We start from the raw sequence: 21,406 nt of genomic DNA, 5'->3' as shown, positions 1-21,406 counted from the left end.
AACGGCCCTCTGACGATTCTCATGGCGTGATTGAGGTCTTGTCAACGAAGGTGCCATCCATTAGGAGGCTTTCGATCTTCTTATTCTGCATTGTTCAAGGAATCGAAAACCGATGCCCGTGAGTATGGAAAAACGGCTTAGGCCCTTACAAGACCTCAAGGTCGACAAACTCATGATTCATGAGATTTACGCGTCGATCCAAGGTGAATCCACTTTCGCAGGGTTACCATGCACTTTTATTCGGACCACGGCCTGCAACTTGCGTTGTACCTGGTGCGATACGGCCCATGCCTTCGGTAAGGGCAACGTTATGGAAATCGATGCAGTCTTTAACCAGGTGTCCGAAATGGGACCGCGCTTGGTGGAGGTCACCGGTGGAGAGCCTCTTTTACAACCGGCAGTCTTACCGCTGATGACGAAGTTTTTAGATGCAGGCTTTCAAGTGCTTCTGGAAACGAGTGGTTCGTTGGATATTGGTCAGGTTGATTCTCGGGTAGTAAAGATTGTTGATTTCAAGGCACCAGGAAGTGGTGAGGTTGGAGCCAATGATTGGAGCAATGTGGAAAAGTTAGCGCCTCACGATGAGGTGAAGTTTGTGCTCCAGAGCCGAGAAGATTATGAATGGGCCCGCAATGCGATTCAAGAGCATCGCTTGGCGGGACGATGTGAGCTTCTCATGGGTACCGTTTTTGAGAAGCTTAGACCTGAAACGCTGGTGGAATGGATTGTCGAAGACAACCTAGCGGTGCGTATGCAGCTGCAAATGCATAAGTATATTTGGGACCCACGCCAGCGGGGTGTCTAGTGGTAGCTTCTCCGAGTGCTCGCAAGTTCGTTGTTTTCCTCACCGTATGTGTCGATTTTATAGGCTTTGGACTTATCCTGCCCTTACTCACTCGCTACGCCGAAGACTTCGGTGCAGGCGGTGTGCAAATTGGGATTTTATTTCTCTCGTATTCCCTGATGCAGATGCTGGTCTCACCATGGTGGGGAAGACTCTCTGATAAATGGGGGCGTAAACCCGTTTTAATGATTTCAATCGGCGGTAATGCGGTCTCTTTGGCCCTTGCTGCTATGGCTGGAAGTTACGCTTGGCTTTTGGTGGCTCGAGTGCTCTCGGGAATCCTCACTTCTAATGTTGCAGTGGCTGCGGCTTATATAGCCGACATGACAGATGGCGAGGAACGCTCTGTTGGCATGGGGATGCTTGGAGCGGCTCGCGGTATCGGTTTTGTGTTGGGGCCTATTATTGGCGGTGAACTTAGTGTGCTTGGAATAGCTGCTCCGTTTTGGGGCGCGGCTTTACTGGCAACGGTCAACTTTCTGGCCGCCGTTATCGTGTTACCGGAGACCGCTCCAAAGCAGGACTCCCGGATACGAACCGGTTTCTGGGCGAGTCTGAAGGTCATGCGCCGCAATCCACTTTTTGAAAAAATTCTGACCATCGCATTTGTGCAAGTGGTCGCATTTTCCATGCTTGAGATGGCTTACGTTTTATTTATCGAGCGGCGTTTTGAACTTAATCCAACCCAGACGACGCTCTATGCCGGCCGCGTGTTTACGTTCATTGGTGTTGTATTGGCCTTGGTTCAAGGGCTGTTATTACGTCGTCTGGTGATGATTTTTTCAGAAGCGACGCTTCTCAAGGCCGGGATTTCGATGGTGCTGGCAGCGATGGTTTTGATTCCGGTCACGCCCGTTGGAGTTTGGCCTTTCTTTCTTTTCGCGACCGCACTTGCCGGAGGTGGCCAGGCCTTGGTAGCGCCAACACTGTTGAGTTTGGTTTCTCGCTTGGCTCAAGACTCAGCTCAAGGGGCAACCATGGGAGCTTATCAGTCCGTGCAATCGCTGGCCCGAGTTGTAGGGCCTCTATGCGCCGGTATTCTCTTTGATTTATCAGGAGAAAATCTTCCTTACCAAGTTGCTGCTGGTCTGACGGCTCTGGCTCTATGGCGCGCTTACCGCACGTTTGCGTCAGGCTCTGAGCCTCGTTTTAGCGCCTTGTGATCTGATGGTGGGCCTGTTAGGGGCCCGATATGGCTGTTCAGTTAGATGGTCCTTCGGCCCATGCCATTGAATGTAAAATTCCAGGCACCAACATTGAGATTTGTCTCGATCTGCCCCGCAGTAGGGGAGCGTGGTTTTGCGAGAGTAAAACTGGCGACGATTATCTCGATCTCACCGGGCTTTTTGGAGAGCGAGCATTAGGTTTTAATCACCGTGGACTCGTTGAACGTCACAAAGCACCGACCTCATCCCTTGAGCCATCCAGCAGTGAGATGCTTAGCCAACTGAGTCAGCGGATGCTTCAGAGTGCCATGACCGACGGGTTTACCGGGTTAAGGCTTTTTGACTCAGGTGATACCGCCTTAGCCTATGCATTGGGGCTGGCATCGAAGTGGCGAGGAAAAAACGCTCAAATTATCCATTTCTCTGGAAACCGTAATGCAGCTCAGCACCCTGCGATGCTTGAAGAAGGTTTGGCTTGTCCGTCGCTTCCCTCTGCTTATGATGCTGAGACTCAAGAACTCAATGTAGAGGAAGCTGAAGCTTTGCGCTCACTGGAGCAAGCCATTCGCGACGCGGATTCATGTGTTGCCGCTTTGATTGTGGAGTCTGTGCAGAGCTCCAGAGGCGACCATTACCTACGACCCGAATTCTTCCAGGCGCTTCGACGGCTTTGCGATAGCACTCAGGCGCTTTTGATTGTTGATGAAGTCGACTCCGGTTTTGGCCGCAGTGGATGTTGGTGGGACTGCCAGCACTTAGGGGCAAAGCCCGATATGATTATCTTTGGTGGGATTGCTGAGCTTGGCGGGGTCTTGCTGGCACAGGAGCTGCTGGAATTACTTCCTGATTCAGAGAGTGTTCCGGATCAGATGCAGTGGAGCCGCTGTAATGCGATTCTGGATGCGATGGAGAATGAGCAGTTGATGGGCCACGCTGGTTTGATGGGGCGTTATCTCGACACCATTCTTACGGAGCTAGCCATTAAGTTTCCGGCAGTGAGCAACGCTCGTTCTCGAGGGCTGCGCGGCGCTTTCGATCTACCAAGTGCTGGGGAACGTGATGCTCTTATTCGCGCATGCCTAGAAGAATATTTAATCTTATTGCCAAGTGGAGTAAGGTCAGTATCATTACGACCAACGCTGGATGTACGGCCAGACGCTATCGGCCGAGGTATCGCACAATTAGAAGCAGCCCTAATACGGGTGTATGGATAAAGTATGATGAAAAGACGAGATAATCCTATTCGAGTGTGTATCGTTGGTGGCCTGGGTCGTATGGGTAAGCTGGTCATCGATGCCGTTAACGCGAACCGTGAAATGACCGTGCACAGTGTACTCAGCGATCAGGTAGGTATGCCTATCAATGATTTCATCGTCACCGAGGACCCTCATAAAGCTCTTCACAATGTAGAGGTCGTCATTGATTTCTCGGCACCTTCAGGTTGTGCCTCAACACTGCCGATTTGTGTTGAGAAAAGAATTCCTTATCTACTGGCATCTACAGGGTTGTCTGCGGCAGAGCAGGGTATTGTGGACAGTGCATCAGCGAGTGTAGCCATGATACAGACCTCAAACTGCAGTCTGGGTGTCACGGTTTTGATGGAGCTTGTAGAGCTTGCTTCCAAGCGTTTAGCCGACTTCGATGCTGAGATTTTTGAGATTCATCACAAGCATAAGCGCGATGCACCCAGTGGAACCGCACGCTCCCTTGGTGAGGCTGTTGCAGCTGGCCGCGGGGAATTGCAAGAAGTGGTGGGGCGCTCGGGTATGTCGGAGCCTCGAGCCAAAGACGAGCTTGGTTACGCGGCGATGCGCGGCGGCGACGTAAGCGGTGACCACACGGTATTCTTTTTTGGAGACAACGAGCGAATTGAACTCACACATCGTTCTACCTCCGCTACTATTTTCTCAGCAGGCGCAGTGCGAGCAGCGCATTGGTTAGTTGGTAAGGCTCCGGGTAAATACGGGATGCGCGACGTTTTGATGGGCGATGTCTGAGAATCGAATCTTTATTGCTCTTGGTGGAAACATTGGGGACGTCCTCGATGCCTTTCGTTGTGCAATCACCCAATTGGCTTCGCAAGAAGTCGTCCTGAAACAATGCTCGAGAGCTTATCAAACAAAAGCTTTGCTGGCTGATAACAGCAGTGGTGAGTTACCTGCGTACTGGAATTGCGTGATTGAAGTTGAAACTTCACTGAAGCCGGTGCCACTCTTAAGTGCAATTCAATCGGTTGAGAATTCCTTGGGCCGGGTTCGTCACAAACGCTGGGAATCAAGAACCATCGATCTTGATATCATTCTTTACGGCAACCAAAGCGTCAACAGCGACACTCTCACAATTCCTCATTGTGAAATGCATCGTCGAGCCTTCGTCTTAGATCCTCTGGTCGATATCGCTTCAGACTTCATGGTGCCGGGGTTTGGCAAGACGGTAGGTCAGCTCGCAGCTGAATTGGTGCGAGCGCCTGATGAAACTTTTGAGGTAAGGGAAAATTGGCTCTGAAAGAATCAGAGCCTTTTTAACATTTTAGCTTAACGGCGTCGGCGTAATCTCATGAGCCACGCGAATCCCAATAGGCTCGTAAGAGAAGATACAGGAAACTGCTGGCATCCACCGGCTTCGGTGTCATCGTCAGGCGATGCTGCCAAGGTGCTGCCGTTATCTTCAGCATCTTCACTTGTGGTGGCAAAACTCTCATGTCCATTTAGAATCATCGATACCAGTAGATACAGTTGATTCTTAATTTGAGTTTCGCTGAGACCATCATCGTCTGATTGCTCATCGTCTTCTTGTTCAAGTCCATTCTCAGAAGTCATGCGACCGTGGGTGATAATTCCACCTGCGGCTGCCATGGCAGGCATGAGACCAAGAACTAGGCCCATACCGATTACGAGAATAAGATTTACTACTTTTTTCTTCAACATAACTGACTCGCTTCCACCTCGTTATCCAGTCCACTGGCGGCGGTACATCGCCAATGGGTGGCCACGGTTAGGTGGTAATTTGCTTCACTGGGCGTGGTTGCTCTTTGAACATCCACGTTATCGACTAGCTTCTGCACAACATCTCGGGCTGCTTCAAACCGTCCGCTGTCTGCTAGACAATCAAATTGCGATAAAATCGCTAAATGCTTTTCGTCGGCAGTTGAGCGCTGAATGGAAGCACACTTTAACTGCTTAAGAATTGCATCTTCTTTTGAAATTTCGCTATCAATCTCTCTCGAGGTGCCGATAACCAAAACGCTTAGGCGTGACAGTATTCCCTGGGCGGGTAAATCACTGGCTTTCAAAAGTTCATCAAAAAATTCATCAATATTATCTGGGCGGACAGTATCTAATTCTTTCGGTGAAAGTTTCAGAGGAACTGACCACACATTTGCAATGCCACCGGGGTCGACATCAGAACCTACGGATAGGCTCGCGCTAAGCGATGGCAGAATATATCGTTCTAGAAATGTTACCATGCCTTCTTGCCGGGCCTGTGTGTAGGCTTCGGCGACGGCGTAAATGGTATTGCCTTCCTGGGAAACAAGCCCATGCTTTAGAAGACGCTTCAAAGGAGTTTCGGTCCCGAGCATCTCTATGACTTCACCCTTGGGCATTGGGCGCTCTAGTAGAGCTAATACCAGTTCGGTGTGGTCTTGCAAGAGGTCATAAGCCAATTCTGACTCTACAACCGTATGGCTCGCGGCGGCGTTCATCCCCTACGCTCCTTCGGAAACACTTCGTAATAAATCTGGTGTGCAACGCTCTTGGTCGGCATCTCTGAGTTGTGTTTGCCGAAGTAGCGTCTGAACTGAGCCTGGGTTTCAGCCCCAGAAACCAGCCATAACGCGACTTTAGAGAGCCTATGGGTCCGCTCCGTGATGTTGCGATACGTCCGATTGGGGTTATCCATATCGTCAATGAGGCTGTGCACTGCCGCGACCAATTTGTTCAATGATTGCGGGCTTACATGATGATGTGCTGCGACTTCTTTGAGCTTGGTTCGAGCAACCAACATATCAAATTCGCGGTCTAGTTCGTCTTGGTCTTGTGCATCTCGGTCCGCGATGGAGAATGTAAATTCTCTCTCGAGGATGGGCAGCATCCAGTCGCTGTCGAGCGCTTCTGGCATCTCTTCAACGGCAGCTGAGAATACGGCGTTGCGAATCACTTCGCGTAAACGTCTAATACTCACTTCGTTCGAACGAATAATAGCGGTTTCGATATCGGCTCGGGCGCGTCTCGTAAAACCGAAGAACTCATCTTCCATGCCCATGTCTTTTGAAACCTGCATGGCAAAGCTTTGCGCCAGTTGCCCGATATCTCTGCGCCGCTCGTAGAGCGATGGGATGTAGATTTTCGCCGGTGCACGATCCATAAGGTCACGGCGAAACTCACCATTTCCAACCATTTCGGATAGGTCTCGGTTGGTCGACAGAATAATGAGTGCATCGCTCGAGCGAACTTTGTCATCGCCCACTGAGCGGTATTCTCGCTCGCCTAAAAAGCGAAGTAATCTTGCCTGGTCTTGTGGCTCAAGAGACTGGATCTCATCGAGGACCAGTGTTCCGCCTCCTGCACGGCCCACGAGGCCCGCAAAATCACGGTCAGCGCCGGTAAATGCACCTTTTTTGTAGCCAAAGAGTTGGCTCTCGAAGACACCGCCGCCCAAGTTGGCGCAGTTGACTTCAACGAGCTCTCCAGTACGTCCTAATCCCTTTTTGGCTACATGGTGACAGGTAGAGGCAACAACCTCTTTACCGGTCCCTGTATGGCCTGAGAGCAGGACGACGTCTTGGGCACGTCTAAACAGTATTTTCGAAGGTATCTCGCGTTGGAGATGGGCTAAGAGGTCGTCCCCGACAACCCCTAAAGTTCCGCAAACCTCGTCAATTACATGGGCAAATTTTGGGAGGGTTTTTTGCTTCGTCATTATGGTGGATTCCCTCATACAGAGGCCTTCACCGTCAAGTTCGAAATCACGAACCTTGTAGGTTAATTTTGTTCTCAGCGCCGAACTTGTACGTTGGCGATCGGTTTTGGCCGTTGAGCGCCTAAATTTGTTAAGATCCTGAATTTACTTACTTTTTACTATATAAGATTGTTTTTCTTCACTTTGGCACACACCGTGCAATCACTAGTAGCAAGCGCGAAGCTGTGAACGAAACGTGAGTCCCCCCGGGCATACGGATGACCTTCCCAATCGCGCTTGCTGACGGACGGAGAGTCGTCGGGAGCTTAATTTTGGTTTCAATGGGCACTGCCGGATGGTCTGGCAGGAAACCTTAAAAGAGCAGGTGATACATAGTTCAAAGGCCAATTTCGGCTTGAGAACTTAGCGCGTACCCGCATGTGTTATCGTTTCCCGAAGACTCCTGCCGTCAACCAATTCGAGTTTCCCCCCCAGCGCATCAAACAATCTCCCGAGTGATTAATAATCATACCCCCCAAATTTCGTTGGATTGTTTGGTGTGCTGATTTTCGCTTTTGCACACACCCAAAACCATTGAGTAATTGAGTCTGAGCTCTGGTCACATGCGGTGGTCTATGGTAGCTGGCTTCCTGCTTTAATTGCATCCACATGATTATAAGCGTCGCTTATGGTTGAATGTTGGTGGCAACTAGGGATAAACATCTAGCTCTTGTTGAGCCTAGAATCTCGAGCGGTACTTAAATCCACGGAGGTAACTGCAGTGTCAAAGGTCGTGCACTTATCGAATGACGCCCACGCGCTAGCGAAGGTTTATTGTAAATCTCGCGGTCTCAAAATGAGCGATTGGGTCGGGTCTCTGATCATTGATGCTATTTCAGTGCAAGAGGAACCCAAACCACAGGAACAACCTCAAGACGTGAGTCTGCCTCGTAAGAAGCAGCTGCCACGTGTAGATGAGACTGTTCAGACTACTGACGATGGAGTTCCTGTTTACGCGCAGCCTCCATTTTGGGCAAAATCTGCTCCAGTAGAGTCTGACGTTGAAGAAGTACCTTTAGCGGCGGTCCCTGCAGCAGCGACTCCTGTCGCGGCAGCCGTACCGGCACCCGTAGAAATTGGTACTGAAGCAAGTCCAGAGGTCGTTGAGGCCCAACCAATAGAAGAAGTGGCTCCCGTTAATCTGTCAACAGATTCCAAGCCTTTCATTTAATTTGGTAAAACCGTATCCAGCGGTTTTAATCCTACGATATTTAGGTTGCTTGTGAGATTCTCAATTTGAGAAAATGACAAAGCATCAGGAAATCAGGCTACACGTGCCGCCTTGGTGGAACTGGTAGACACAACGGACTTAAAATCCGTCGGGCTTAAACTCCCGTCCCGGTTCGATTCCGGGAGGCGGCACCAAGCCTGACTTTCCAGCCTTACGAAAATCAAATCCAGATATTGTTGGTGATAGTTGCTTTGGGCTAAGCGAGCTAACTCGTTTTGAGCTGACGATGCTCTGCGATGTGATCCATCGCTTTACTGAAATTATCATTACTACTTTTTAAGCTTTCAAACGCGGAACGCTCAAGTTTTACGGCTCGAACAGTACCGTCACAAATCACCGTGGCATTACGTGGTTGATTTGAAACCAGGGCGGTCTCTCCAAAAAAATCACCAGGACCAAGCCGGGCAACTTCTTTACCAGAGCGTAGAAACTTTTTGCCGACTACGACCCGAACGTCTCCCTCGAGGATGATATAAAAGCTGTTGCCCTCAGAACCCTCTTTAATGATGGTCTCGCCTTCGTTGTATCCCATGAGCTTGAGCGCACCCAAAATGAGCTCAACCTCGGCATCTTCGAGTGCGTTCATGAAATAGACCTCGCGGACCATTCGCATAATTACCTGACGTGTCGTCTCGGAGATAACAACTTCCCGCATATCCTGAATTCCCTGGTAAACGTTGTTGCTTGGTTCTAAGCATAGCGGAATCGGGGAGGTTGGAGCCAGAATGGAATACACTTGGTCTTAAGTGTCTGGGTTGTCTGGGCCTTCGTTGATCGTCTCCGGGCCATCCAGCGGCTCGAGCGTCATCTCGTCATCAGCGACCCATACCCCGTTTTGCTTGCGCTTTTTCCGGTTAAGTTTACGGTTTGGCCCGGCGGGGTTACGCATTCCAATTCCAATGACCCATTTTCCATCTGTCTGTTTGCCGGGTGTTTTATGCGTATTGTTCACGAGATCACGGCCATGTTGTGGATCTCTTGAAAAAAGGTCGCGCGAAGCCAGGCTCTTAGCGTCCTTAAGAGCGCTTTTGTTTCGGGGCATGTTGGGGTGGGATATCCCAGGCCTATTATCCACCACTCCGTCTGGGTCGCATCCAACGACACTTGTTAAACTGGCCGCCTGCAGCGCTTTGTGTGAATAGGCATTACTCATGATTTTGCTCGGTTTATGCCAGAATTCATTCCCTGGTTAATTAAGTTATCGGTCGAAAATCCTAAGAGTTTCTCAAAAGTTTGAGGCTGCCTGTTTTTTGAGCCGTTCAGCCAGACTTTCAGCTCCTTGAGTGTTGGGTGTGCTTGGCATAACTTGTGCCATGCCAAGTAATTTTAGGCACTTAGGGGACTATGAGATGGCTTTTTCAGGAGCAAAACTGTCGCGTGAAGCCGCACCTCTGGCTGTGGCGAGTTCGGTTTATGCCGCGTTTGAACGCTATCAAGAGGATTTCATCCAGATTACGCTTCGGGCACGAGAACGATTCGAGACGCGTGACTACCGAGGAGCCGACCAAGACGCGACAGAGCGATTGGAGCTTTATGATATTCGCGCCAAGCGTGTAGCTGCAGAATTGGCAGGCCTTTTGGGAGAGAACTACACAAACAATTCGCTTTGGGTGGATGCCAAGGAGAGCTACTGCGAATTGATTGAAATTCGCTATGACGTTGAACTCGCCATGACTTTCTATAATTCGGTGACTCGCCGAGTGCATGGGACCGTCGGGTTGGATGCCGGCATTGAATTTTATGATTCCGATTTTGAGATTAATACCGCGATGCCCGAATTGCCGTCTCATCTGCGTTACCCATGGCAGGACTCCTGTGAGAACCTGGTTTCTGCAGTTTTGAGTTTTTGTAGCTTCCAAACTCCTTTCGCAGATTTGGATAGCATTTCCGCTGACGTATCTAAGGCGGTCAATCAACGTCTCAAGGAGGTCGGCCTTTTGGGTTACATTCGTTCCCTTGATTTCCTGACGGCTGTTTTTTACCGCGATGGCGGTGCCTACATCATTGGCCGGCTTAGCGCAGAAGATGAATGCCTACCCATCGTTTTTTGTTTGAGAAATAGAGATGATGCCATTGTTCTGGATGCGGTCTTGCTTGATGAAGACTCCGTCAGCATCTTATTTAGTTTTGCGCACTCCTATTTCTTCGTGAATGCAAAGCATCACCGAAAGATGATTGAATTTCTCAGCACGATTATGCCACTTAAACGCATTGATGAACTTTATGCGTCCATCGGCCACTACAAGCACGCAAAGACTGAGCTGCACCGCAATTTACGTTGGCACATGGCTCGTTCAAGTGACCGCTTTGAATTTACCAAAGGTAAAAAAGGGATGGTGATGGTGGTTTTCACTTTGCCCTCCTATGGTGTCGTGTTCAAAGTGATTAGAGACTCCTTCCTGCCTCCTAAGAAAACGGACCGTCAACGGGTTCTTGATTGTTACGAGTTAGTTTTTAAGCACGACAAAGTCGGGCGCTTAGTTGATGCTCAAGAGTTTGTAGCGCTGGAATTTCGCAAAGACCGTTTTGACCCCGAAGTCTTAGAGGAGTTGTGCCAAACAGCTGCCAGTACGGTAAGTGTGAAAGGGGAGAGTGTCTTCATTAAGCACCTCTACACGGAGCGCCGTGTTGTTCCTCTGGATGTATATGTGACTACCGCCGACGAAGAGTCCAGCCGGCTGGCGATTTTAGACTATGGCATGGCGCTGAAGGAGCTTGCGGCGGCCAACTTGTTTCCGGGTGACCTTTTCCTAAAGAACTTCGGAGTCACCAGGCATGGTCGTGTGGTCTTCTATGACTACGATGAGCTGTGTGTGCTTAGCGATTGTAATTTTCGAGTCATGCCAAAACCTCGTTATGACTTTGAAGAGATGGAAGCCGAGACTTGGTTTGCTGTGGCCGAGAACGATATCTTCCCGGAAGAGTTTCGCTCATTTGTTGGCATCCCGGGAACTTGTATGGGCGAGTTTGAAGAGACGCATGGCGACATTTTTACGCCAGGGTTTTGGAGAGATATGCAGGAGGTGCATGCGCGTGGTGAATTTATCGAAATCTTCCCTTACCAAAAAGACCGTCAACGTAAATATTAGGTCGCGACCGGCGTGGGTTGATTAAGCAGCCAGGTGCGCCAGCTTTCACCAATGCCCCAGTAGCCAACGGCGTTTTCAACAAAGAGTACCTCATCTTTATGAGGTCTACCTGAAAGTGTGAGTAGAGCGTGCATGATTTGGCTTACCTGGAGCTGTAAAGATTCACCTTGAATCTCATCTAAGGCACCATGAACCAGAGCTTGGGGAAGTGACCGGTCGGCATTGAAAAAAGGTCCGGACTCGCCGCTTTGTGCAGCATCAATTTCATATTCGGCTACAACTCGTAGAACATCATCTTGAGTTAGTTGTTGAGCGGCTGCGATATCGCGAAGTAGACGCATTTGCTTGTCGCTCATGGTTCGCTTGACGATATTTGCCATGGTTAGAATCCGCATGACTGCGTAGGCGGAGTTGGTGCCATAATTTCGCATCTTACTCTCCTGAGTATTACTGGGATTGAAGGGTTATTTTAAGTTTCGTTCGCTCTGAATGAATGCGGTCCGCATGTTCTTTTAAAAAGAGTTCAAGGTGCTCTGTATCGTGAAGTTCTTGAACTGCTGCCGCGAGAGACTCGAGGTAATTTTTCATCGTGTCCTTATTGTGCCGCGGAATATCATTTCTAAAGGCTTCGCTGGACAAGAGCCGTTTGCGTATCCAGCCTAGGAAGTGAAGACCTGTGCAAGGTTGTATCCCGAAAGTGAGATGGAGAGAGGTAGCGTCTTGTGCATGTGCTTTGTGCCAGTAACCACGTGGCAAGTAGAGCATCTCTCCGCTGGCGAGAGTTCCTTGCCAGAGCTTTTCGTCCGGTGGCTCGGTGATATGGTCGGGTAGGAGCAGAGGGTGTTTAAGGCTGGGCTCTCGAACTTCCCAGCTTTTATGCCCTTCAACCTGCATCACCAATACGTCATGGTGGTCGATGTGAAGGCCAAACCCCTTTGATTGCGGCCCGCCAAGATACACATTAACGGTCACCGATTCCTCGAGCTGGTTCCCAATCGACTCAGCAGCATCCCAGAGAGGTTGATGCAGTTGTTCTGCGTGGGTGAGAAGAAGAACCGCGCCCTGGTTGAGATGATGCTTGATACGTTTGGCCTCAGGACGAATAAGTGTAGGAGCCGAACCGGGTGATGCGTAGAGTTCTTGGGCAATAAGTTCACCGCCATGGAGCATGGTGAGCCTATTCGCGGTGATATCACGCGAATCAATGCTTTTGAGCACAAGCTCTTCTGAAATGAGATTCGTGAACCGGCCAGGCTCTCCTTGAAAGTGTCTCCAATTGCGACTGAAGTCACGTTCCAGGAACTCTTCCAAGGAGAGAGGTTCGATAAGTTGTTGCAGGTCTAACAATTAGCCGCCCATTTTACGGATAACTGACATAGCCGTATCATGCAGCGATTTACTGATGTTGCTCATCATTTGAAGCGTTTGTTGCTGCTTCTGGAGCATGTTTTGAAGATCGACGTTTGCAAGCTGCGCGTCGTCGCCAACTGAGTTGAGTTGGTCCTCAACCTGTTTGATATAATCCCCAAGCTGTCCCTTGGTGAATAGAGCGCCTTCAGAATTAACTGCACCGAGATTGTTGGATGCCGCGATGATATCTGCATTTTCACCTGCAGCCGCTCCGCCGCTTGCCTGCGTGGCCAAAGAGGTGAGTCCATTTTGAAACAAGCTTGTGAGCTCGCCCTCCTGAGCGATGCCGTCGCTGTTGGCATCCTGCCAGATTTGAAGGCTGTGAAAATCTTGGTCGTTATAATCCACGGCGCCGTCATTGTTGGTGTCGAGCAGTGCCAAGTCTTCGTAACCGTCGGCGACATCGCGACCTGTTACATTTTTATCGCCGAAGAGGTCAGTGCCTTGGATGGTGCCGTCACCGTTACGGTCGAACACGACAATGCCTTCTGTTGGGCCGAACCACTCTGTAAACTTCGTGTCTACTTGCCGCTCTTGGGTTCCGTTAAACAAAAGTCCGCTACTCGACTGTGTGATAGAGGCGCCGGCCGCTACATTTCCACCTTGAATGGAACTCCATGCACCATTGACGCCTTGTGATTCAGTATTACTGGCTAAATTGAAAACACCGTTTGCAGCATCGATGGTTGATATTTGTCCATCGCCATCTAAGTCGATCGCCAGTGGATCCCAACGGTTGCCACTCGTTATCTGCCAATCGCCGGCAAAGTCACCGGTGCTGAACTTGGCATCAGCGGACCGAATATGCGAATCGCGTACACCTGACCATTGCTGAATATCTTGATTACCCGTGTATGTAGATGAAGTATGCGTGGGTGAGAAAGGTGCATTGAGTGTGGTCTCCGGCTCTCCAGGCCCTGCTGCTGTTAGAGACTTGCGTGCGGTGTTAAGTTCATCGCGCAGTGCCTGCTTTACCTTGTTGTAGAATTTTACCTTCTCCGCATACATACGAAGGTCTTCGGTGTTTTGTGTGTAGGCTTCACGAAGCACTTGCTGAACCAGCGCGTTTACATCTTGATAATCCACAACAGGTGTACCGCTGACAAAGCTTGAAAATGCACTTTGCAACTCAGAGGTACTCATAGACAGAGCCTGGCCACCGAGCTGGGTAAGGGCTTGATGCTGAGAAGGGCTAAGCTGGTTCATGAGTCCAGTGGTATCGATAGCCGAGAGTCCAAGGCTATTGAGAATTTGGTCAGCGTGTTGAGTACCGCCCATTGAGAAGCCGTCGGCTGCACCTGAGGTGGTCGGTGCGTTCAGCGGTGTTGGAAGGTTGGCAGGTTGGTTGATATTGAGATTGGTCGGATTGATCCCTGTGGAATGAATCGTAGGCATATATAAGCTCCAAAATTTAAAGTTCTAAAAACGACTGGCCTTAGGCCAAAATTTCGAGAGCAGGCGGAGTTAAAAACTCTTCGGGATATTTGGAGAATGTCGGTCCAAGATCCCAGGCGTTGCCTCTGCGCCATACTGCTACCCCGCAGTGTGTCTTAGAAATACACTGCTCGGTCGTATCTTGGGTAAAAAATAAACCAGTGCGCCGATAGCTCCCTAATTTCGAGGGTTTACCTATGTAATAGAAGTGGCAGGGCCGATAATGACGCATTGCTCGGACGAGAGCCCAAGTTTTATGGATGGATGATGATCATATGAGAGATGCTGTGAGGCGCCGTGAGACGCCTTAGATTACTCAGCGAGACTCTAGCTCTTCCGGGGTAAACGACATCATGTGGTCTTTACCAGCAGCAATGACGCCCAAAAGTCCATTCATCTCTGGAAGAACGTTTTGGAAGTAGTACCGCGCTGTTTTAACCTTGGTTGTGTAGAAGCTTCCTTCGCGGCCAAGTGATGCTGCGGCCGACACAGACCAGACATAAGCAAGTGCTGTGTAGGCGAAGAGGTTTAAGTAGTTGGAAGCAATTGCTCCAGCCACTTCAGGATCTTGCATCGCCTTCGCTGAAAGATCCATGGTAACCGCAGTGAGCTTCTTGGAAGCGTCTTTTAAGGGCTCCAAGAATTCGGTCATTGCATCGTTGTCTTTGTGCTCTTGGATGTGCTCGGTGATGATTCCAGCGAACTTCTTAAAGAGGCGGCCCATACCCATAGGCAATTTACGACCCACAAGGTCAAGAGCCTGGATGTGATTGGTTCCCTCGTAAATCATCGCGATTCTTAAATCACGTAGATACTGTTCAATGGACCATTCCACGGTAAACCCAGAACCACCGCAAACCTGCATTGCTTCTGAGATGTTGTAGAAGCCACGTTCAGTGAGAAAGCTCTTCACCACGGGAGTAAGGAGAGCGACCAGATCTGATGAGTCTTCACGAATTTTTTCATCGGTATTGTTACGAGCGTGGTCGAGGTGAATGCCCACCCAGTAAGCCAGTGCACGCATGCCTTCGTTGGTTGACTTAATATTGAGAAGCATCCGTCGAACATCTGGGTGAACGAGAATATTGTCAGCGGTGTGGTCTTTGTCTTGTTTCGCTTTATCAAGCGCACGACTCTGTCGCCGGTCTTTGGCGTATTCCAGCGCCGTTTGATAGGCGATTTCACCAAGAGAAACACCCTCGAGACCTACGTTGAGGCGAGCATGGTTCATCATCGTAAACATGCCGCGCATGCCCTTGTGGGGTTCCCCTACAAGCCAGCCGTGTGCATCTTCCATGTCGATGACACAGGTTGGTGATGCGTGGATTCCCATCTTATGTTCAAGACCGCCGCACTGTACTGAGTTGCGGTCACCGTTGTCTAAGAATTTGGGCACGACGAAGAGGCTGATTCCTTTGATCCCAGGAGGTGAGTCAGGAAGTCTCGCGAGGACCAAGTGGAGAATGTTGTCGGTGAGGTCATGCTCTCCAAACGTGATCCAAATTTTCTGACCTGTGAGTAAAAAGTGGTCACCTTCGGGAATGGCTTTGGTGCTCATCAAGCCCAAGTCGGTTCCGCACTGAGGCTCTGTCAGACACATGGTGCCTGTCCATTCGCCCGATACCAATTTAGGAAGATAGTATTTTTTCTGCTCGTCTGTTCCGTGGTGCAAGAGGGCTTCTACAAGGCCATTACTGAGCCCCGAGGCCATGGCAAAGCTCTTGTTTGTAGACATAGCCATTTCGCTTAACATCACACCGATGATGTTGGGTGCTCCGCCGCCGCCGAACTCCTCGGGATGACAAATCCCAATCATTCCGCTTTCAACGAACTTGGCGTAAAGCTCTTTAAAGCCCTTGGGCGTTGTGACGCTGTGATCTTCGGGGTTGTACGTTACACCTTCGATATCACCCGTGCGGTTGAGAGGAAGGAACTCGTTTACAACGAAGCGGCCAGACTCTTCGATCATAGCCATGGTCGTTTCGAGGTCGTACGCTTCGTACCCTTCAAGCTCGGTGAGTGCTTCGTAACCAAATGTTTCTAGAATGAATCGAATGTCTTCAACAGGTAACTTATAAATTTGCATTGTATGGCCCTTTGTACTGCTGGAATATGCGCGTCTGGTTATGCGTATTGAAGTGCGGACCCACCCATTGTGTGTCACTGACTCCAAGCCCGAAACGGCTATGCCGCATCATGTCATTCCCTGAGTCCAGATTCATCATATGGTTTTTCCAAGGTCAAGACCTTTGGGTCAAACATTAACAATGAACCCTGATTTCACCATTTTTGCCCAAAATGGAGTTTTTGACACGCCAAATGGAACTTTTCTTCGACTAAATCCGACGGTTTTGGGCAAAAGTTTCGATTTGTCGATCTGTTGGTTGCCACTCTATGCAGGGTAACCGGCGCTCGTTTGACCCAGCGGTCATGTTTTTGGTGGCCCATTTGGCCGAATAATTGACAGGTTTTGCTCGCTCTTTTATTGCTTGTTGCGACTTGAGACAGTTTCTTTTTATTGCCGATAAATTGTTTCGTTTTATAATGGGACAGTAGTGGTTCTGGGTCACCCCGGGTGATATGAGGCCTTTCTTACGGGCTCTGTCGAATTTGTCAAAACGAGTCATGTGAGCTGTTCTGAGAATGAAACAGTTTTGAGTAAGCCGGATTTGACCCAAAATAGGTCAAAAAGATCCTTTTTTCGGACAATGACGCGCTGCGAAGGCGTTTTTTTGTGCTTAGAATTAGTCTCATTTTGATCCATGCTGCTAGAATTTTAAATGTAGTGGGATTGCACCCCAATTTCAGCAATCTCAGGGCAGGTATCTTATGGGCAGTATCGGAGGCGTTTCGGCCTTTGGCAGTCAGGCAATGAACAGTCGATTGAAAAAGTCGACAATGCCGAAATCCCTCACCGCGTTAGAGGTGGCGGAAAAGGTCCGCATGGGCCCCGTGGGTAAGACTGAACAGCAAATTCACCTTGAAAAAGCTAAAGAAATGGCTGAAGCGGGCAAGCCTGAAGAGAGCTTACACGCAAAGGTAAGTAAAGAAGCTGCCGAGAACCCCGAAAAAGCTAATTTACACCTCGCACTCATTAAGAAAAAGAACGCTCAACCCTACGATCCCATGGATGCCTTGGCCAAAGCGAAATCGGACCCAGCGGGCCCGAAGGCGAAAAGCCCGATCGACGGGCCAAGTGCTGACGACTTAGCGCTTGAGGGTTCAAAGAGAAATGCTGAGGTCAGTAAATCCAACTCGAAAGCTTCGATGGAAAATTCGAAGCAATTTGGTGCTGCTTTCGATTCAGGCAGTGCGGCAAATATGTCTAAGAGTTTTTTTACGTCGATGAAGAACGCATCGGGTTATGATCCAAATGGACACGCGCTTCGATCTGGATCTCTTCCAGTAGGCGGCGTTCTAAATGTGATGGCTTAATAGCCTACCCAATCTTCCCCTCAACAATTGAAACCATCACCACGTCTGATGGTGAGTTGCGAATCCAAGAGCATTGTTAAATAACTGATTCATTCCCCGTGAACTAGATAGAGAATTCTCAATACTATTTCCCGATTTGAGATACATGTTTGAGCATCGTAAAAATCGGCTTGCGTGAATACTGGCCAACGGGTCACCAAACGACCCAATAGCGTTTGGTAAGGTGTAGTGACTGGAGTTGCCTTTGGCGTAGATTGTCCAATGAGGTCCTTCACGATTTTCCTCTGCAGGATAGACGGTTATAACATTGAGGTTGTCGTGCGAATTGCCCATGGTGATAGAGCGGGTCTCTGGAGCGAGTTCCAATTCGAGGTGCGATGGAAAAGATAAACCTTCGAGATTAACCGCTTCCTGTGGCAACGAACCTTCCAGAATCAAACCGGTCGCGCTGAGTCCATGTTCATAGGGTACGTCGAGTGGCATGGCCATGATGATGGTTTTCTGAGTGTGTTCTTGGAGGCTTTCGTCAGTCTTCGCATGGAAGAGACCAATGGTTCCCGCTGCTTGATGTCCTAAAATATTCTCGCCGCAGGTTTCAGAGTCATCGGAACTATCCTCAGGACAAATGGGTTGGCCATTGAGCACTTGGTCATGACCATCGCGATTCAGGTGGCAATCGTCGCCATAGCAGTCGAAGCCTGCAGCGACACCGGTTGGGATAAACCCACTGCCATTCATTGTAACCCCTGTAAGGGCAATCAACGCGTCGGTAGGATGCCCTACAGGGCCCATTGGCAGTTCGGGTAAAATGATCTCTGTATAATTTGTCGCCGGGTTTTTGAGCTCTAAGGTATGACGTGAGCCGTGCGCTGAATCGAGTAAAGGTATTTGGCTAAAGCTGCTGCGCTCTGGTCCGTAGGGAGTATTGATGTAGTTGTCCCATTCTGCCTGATGCATGGAATGCAGTGGCAGATTACTTTGAAAACCAAAACTCAGTCTTGCCATCATGGGTGACCAATCACGCAATAAGCTGGATGCTAAGCGATATCGATAGTCTTTCAGGCAAGTGCTTAGGTCTGTGATGCACTCCGGTGCGGCCATCATGCGCTCAGCCAATGGTGCAATCTCTTCGTAACTCCATTCACCGCCTAAGCTCCAGAGGGCACGTGAACCAGGGCTCGATCTGATCTCAAAGAAAGGCTTCATGGCTGAGGCTTGAAAAGAGAAAAACATGCCACCCCAGAGTGGAACTTGTTGGTTGGTGACCCCTGGAATCCCTAAGTCATAGCATCCCGGCGCGCCTGCATTTTCCACACAATCCACGGAGGGCATTGGCCCTCCCAAAATTGTATCAATATCGAATTGCACAAGTGAGCGTAGAGGAAATGAAGGAGCGACAAGTGCCAGCTGAATGGACTCAGCAAGGCCGTTCATTTGGTTTTCACGGTGAGCGGAGAAGTCAATGGTGCCGCTGACACCTGATCGAAGAGCGGTCGTATTCACAGGCGTGAGAGGAATGTGAAGAGTCTTGCCTTCTTCGAGCGTGAGGCCAATAAACGAGACGTAGTGATAACCCTTCGCCATAACAGTCAGTGATGCTCTTTGCTCGTCGCCAAGCTCAAAGTGGGTCATTCCAGTCTCACTGGTGGTGGGTACGATGGCGTCAGTTTGGCCATCGTTGTTCTGGTCAATGATGACTGTAGCTCTAGCTACGGGAGCGCCGGTGGACTCATCGTATGTCAGTACCCTTACACTGTCTGATGAAGGCTCTCCCACATTGAGAATATGTGCTTCACAAATAGCAGCCTTCCCAAACTCAGCGACCAGCGTTGTGGAGCAGGGGTAGGGTGAACCGACAATCTGATTTGCATCGATTGTGATGCAGCTGGGGTCATCAGCATAGAGCGTGAAACCGTGATGGGTAATCACATCGCCTTCTGCTGCACTGACCTTTGCATCAAGGTTAGTTATTTGAGGTCCCGCCAGGATCACTGTTGGTAGAATATCTGCGAGTTGGTAGTCGCCGTTGGCGATGATCTCGCATACGCAACCACCACTGAGCTCGTCACATACCTCGTCGATGGTCGTGCAGTCTGGATGACCGGATTCGCAGGGGCCGGTACTCGCTTGGAAGGCTTCGCAGCAACCTGATGATGAGCAAACTTGGCCAAGACTGCAGTCGTTCGATGCCGAACAAGCTTGGGCACACTGGCCGGCGCCTGAGGGTTGCCCCTGAATCTGACATGCTGAAAGAAGAATTAGTGACGACATGGTCACTAAACTTTTGCACAAAAGTGCCCTATTGTTTTTGAAGTTCTGCTGCATCGGTTCTGGTCTCCCACCAAGAAATCGCCCATTAATCCTGTTATTTTGGCCATACGCGCCGCGTCATAGGCTGTCAATCAATTAGTGTGCGACAATGTAGGATAATGTATTCAAAAGAACGCTTTCTTCCTACTTTACCTGTTTTAAGCGTAATGAACGTTTTTTTAAGTGACTGTAATATCTATACTTATTTTTTTGTCGTCGAAATAACTTGGAGTGACTGCCCGGTCGCGTTTTAGATCTACTTAGAAAAAAACGACTCCTCACGTCATATTGTGGCGTATTTAACCCATTTTATAAGATGGCCCGTGCGTCATTTTTTGCCGCTCTGCGTCAGAAATGATTGGGCAGCCCAAAAACATTGAAGAATGATGGAGAACTTGGTTCTGGCACGTACCCTGCAACACTTCGAGGACCATCCAATATTTTCCATGACGGAGAGAATAGAATCATGCCCAAATTCAGCAGAATCATCTTATTAGTCATTTTGACCACCCAAGTCGGCTGTATCGAGTGGTTTTCCGGCAAAATAGGGACCGGCGTAGCTCGCCTGACGGTCCGCAATGTTGGGGCGATGCTACTGGCTGTGAATAACGATGATGTCTGCGGCTTTGCCAGTGCAGCGGTCAATGACAACCCAGAAGCTGATGCAGCAGTAGGCGGTTCAGGATCTCTGACTTATACCGTGACGGATTGTGAGATTGAGTATACGGATTGGGAGTCGCTCTCTACCGACTGCAATGATGTTGAAACTCGTGCAAAGGGTAAACTTATTATCTCTGCTCGAAAAATTGTTGAAGGGCGTATCACGGGAAACCCTGAAAAAGCAGTGATTCCTACTGAAGCAACCGGGGCGCGATTCATTATCGAGAATGCCCGCTTCGAAAACTTCATCTCCGAAAAATCGAATTCAGAAGCTGCGATGAATATGATCTCTGGCTCCATTTCAGCGGTCATCGAACCACTACTCGCAAAAGGTGAAAACGGTACTTGCTCCATTTTGACACCAAATATTCAGTTTTCTGAAATCTCATACGGCACGTCACTCGTTCATGTAGATACCGGAGACCGTGATTTTGAAGTTGACGTAGATAGCTCGAATATTGAAGCGCAAAATGGTAATATAGGAGATCATCAAAATAGGATTTCTGGAGATATTACCGTTTGGGGCAAGCACGAGCCGGTGCCGCATGATGAGGATGGGCTTGATCCCGAGTTTAATGAAGAAGTATTCGCGGATAGCTTTTCCTGTGTGGAAGATTTATTTTTGCCGGTAGCATATGAATGCCCACTTGAAGAGAAGCTGGGACTTGCGGCAGGCCGCTTGGCGGTTCGAGATTTCGCCGGCCTGGCAAAGCTCGTCGCAACGAATACACAATGTGGTTTTGAAAGTCCTGAGGTTCTCAATAGCTTCACTTATGAAGGAGATATTGGGTACAACGACGGCCGAGTCACCTACACGGTAAGCAACTGTGAGATATTTGTAGAAGAACCATTAGAAGTTTCTGTGGAC

The 21,406-nt window shown here is 49.4% G+C and carries 19 protein-coding genes and 1 tRNA gene; 10 read left to right on the top strand and 10 right to left on the bottom strand.

The genetic code is table 11. The features are described 5' to 3' along the window. Positions 1–112 precede the first annotated feature (112 nt). Genes HOK28_18460 through folK form a run of 5 tightly spaced genes read left to right on the top strand, consistent with a single transcriptional unit; the run spans position 113 to position 4,515 of the window. A complete protein-coding gene (locus HOK28_18460; GenBank protein MBT6435086.1) occupies positions 113–805 on the top strand; it encodes a radical SAM protein in 693 nt (230 codons plus the stop codon). Further along, positions 805–2,007: an MFS transporter gene (locus tag HOK28_18455; protein ID MBT6435085.1), complete on the top strand. Its 1,203-nt coding sequence runs from the start codon at positions 805–807 to the stop codon at positions 2,005–2,007. Before HOK28_18460 ends, HOK28_18455 begins: the two co-directional genes overlap by 1 nt. 29 nt (positions 2,008–2,036) lie before the next feature. Further along, complete coding sequence (locus tag HOK28_18450) at positions 2,037–3,224, top strand: aminotransferase class III-fold pyridoxal phosphate-dependent enzyme (protein ID MBT6435084.1); 1,188 nt, start codon at positions 2,037–2,039, stop codon at positions 3,222–3,224. A gap of 3 nt (positions 3,225–3,227) precedes the next feature. Further along, complete coding sequence (locus HOK28_18445) at positions 3,228–4,007, top strand: 4-hydroxy-tetrahydrodipicolinate reductase (protein ID MBT6435083.1); 780 nt, start codon at positions 3,228–3,230, stop codon at positions 4,005–4,007. Next, a complete protein-coding gene (gene folK, locus HOK28_18440) occupies positions 4,000–4,515 on the top strand; it encodes a 2-amino-4-hydroxy-6-hydroxymethyldihydropteridine diphosphokinase (protein MBT6435082.1) in 516 nt (171 codons plus the stop codon). The genes HOK28_18445 and folK overlap by 8 nt, the downstream gene beginning before the upstream one ends. A 29-nt stretch (positions 4,516–4,544) precedes the next feature. Here folK and HOK28_18435 read toward each other — a convergent pair whose 3' ends face one another. Genes HOK28_18435 through HOK28_18425 form a run of 3 tightly spaced genes read right to left on the bottom strand, consistent with a single transcriptional unit; the run spans position 4,545 to position 6,930 of the window. After that, complete coding sequence (locus HOK28_18435) at positions 4,545–4,937, bottom strand: hypothetical protein (GenBank protein ID MBT6435081.1); 393 nt, start codon at positions 4,935–4,937, stop codon at positions 4,545–4,547. Continuing rightward, the gene (locus tag HOK28_18430) at positions 4,931–5,713 is read right to left on the bottom strand and encodes a hypothetical protein (GenBank protein ID MBT6435080.1); all 783 of its coding nucleotides are present in this window, start codon (positions 5,711–5,713) and stop codon (positions 4,931–4,933) included. The genes HOK28_18435 and HOK28_18430 overlap by 7 nt, the downstream gene beginning before the upstream one ends. Next, on the bottom strand, positions 5,710–6,930 hold the full coding sequence (locus tag HOK28_18425) for a sigma 54-interacting transcriptional regulator (protein ID MBT6435079.1): 1,221 nt from the start codon (positions 6,928–6,930) through the stop codon (positions 5,710–5,712). Before HOK28_18425 ends, HOK28_18430 begins: the two co-directional genes overlap by 4 nt. Before the next feature lie 835 nt (positions 6,931–7,765). Between HOK28_18425 and HOK28_18420 the strand changes: the two genes are divergently transcribed. After that, positions 7,766–8,140, top strand: coding sequence for a hypothetical protein (locus tag HOK28_18420; protein ID MBT6435078.1), 375 nt, complete (start codon positions 7,766–7,768; stop codon positions 8,138–8,140). Between the two features lie 105 nt (positions 8,141–8,245). Continuing rightward, positions 8,246–8,334: transfer RNA gene (locus tag HOK28_18415), tRNA-Leu, on the top strand. A gap of 71 nt (positions 8,335–8,405) precedes the next feature. Here the strand turns inward: HOK28_18415 and HOK28_18410 are convergent. Further along, positions 8,406–8,855: a cyclic nucleotide-binding domain-containing protein gene (locus HOK28_18410; GenBank protein ID MBT6435077.1), complete on the bottom strand. Its 450-nt coding sequence runs from the start codon at positions 8,853–8,855 to the stop codon at positions 8,406–8,408. An 87-nt stretch (positions 8,856–8,942) separates the two neighbouring features. Beyond that, on the bottom strand, positions 8,943–9,353 hold the full coding sequence (locus HOK28_18405) for a hypothetical protein (protein ID MBT6435076.1): 411 nt from the start codon (positions 9,351–9,353) through the stop codon (positions 8,943–8,945). 196 nt (positions 9,354–9,549) lie between these two features. Between HOK28_18405 and aceK the strand changes: the two genes are divergently transcribed. Beyond that, the gene (aceK, locus tag HOK28_18400) at positions 9,550–11,289 is read left to right on the top strand and encodes a bifunctional isocitrate dehydrogenase kinase/phosphatase (protein MBT6435075.1); all 1,740 of its coding nucleotides are present in this window, start codon (positions 9,550–9,552) and stop codon (positions 11,287–11,289) included. Here aceK and HOK28_18395 read toward each other — a convergent pair. From HOK28_18395 to HOK28_18380, 4 genes are all read right to left on the bottom strand, one after another. Next, entirely contained in the window at positions 11,286–11,720 is a 435-nt protein-coding gene (locus HOK28_18395; protein MBT6435074.1) for a hypothetical protein, read from the bottom strand. The two genes, aceK and HOK28_18395, sit on opposite strands and share 4 nt — an antisense overlap. Before the next feature lie 16 nt (positions 11,721–11,736). Next, positions 11,737–12,636, bottom strand: a complete 900-nt coding sequence (locus HOK28_18390; protein MBT6435073.1) for a hypothetical protein — start codon at positions 12,634–12,636, stop codon at positions 11,737–11,739. Then, entirely contained in the window at positions 12,637–14,094 is a 1,458-nt protein-coding gene (locus tag HOK28_18385) for a hypothetical protein (protein MBT6435072.1), read from the bottom strand. 355 nt (positions 14,095–14,449) lie between these two features. Then, on the bottom strand, positions 14,450–16,219 hold the full coding sequence (locus tag HOK28_18380) for an acyl-CoA dehydrogenase (protein MBT6435071.1): 1,770 nt from the start codon (positions 16,217–16,219) through the stop codon (positions 14,450–14,452). Between the two features lie 812 nt (positions 16,220–17,031). On the opposite strand from HOK28_18380, the gene HOK28_18375 reads away from it, so the two are divergent. After that, complete coding sequence (locus HOK28_18375) at positions 17,032–17,568, top strand: hypothetical protein (GenBank protein MBT6435070.1); 537 nt, start codon at positions 17,032–17,034, stop codon at positions 17,566–17,568. Positions 17,569–17,604: 36 nt separating this feature from the next. On the opposite strand, the gene HOK28_18370 is transcribed toward HOK28_18375, so the two are convergent. After that, entirely contained in the window at positions 17,605–19,839 is a 2,235-nt protein-coding gene (locus HOK28_18370) for a carboxypeptidase regulatory-like domain-containing protein (protein ID MBT6435069.1), read from the bottom strand. A 505-nt stretch (positions 19,840–20,344) separates the two neighbouring features. Here HOK28_18370 and HOK28_18365 point away from each other — a divergent pair. Next, positions 20,345–21,406 (top strand): hypothetical protein (locus tag HOK28_18365; protein MBT6435068.1); only part of this gene is annotated, 1,062 nt, incomplete at its 3' end.

The sequence above is a fragment of the Deltaproteobacteria bacterium genome (assembly GCA_018668695.1).
GTDB lineage: Bacteria > Myxococcota > XYA12-FULL-58-9 > XYA12-FULL-58-9 > JABJBS01 > JABJBS01.
The sequence above is the reverse complement of the archived record's forward strand: the minus strand, read 5'-3'. Positions and strand labels throughout refer to the sequence as shown.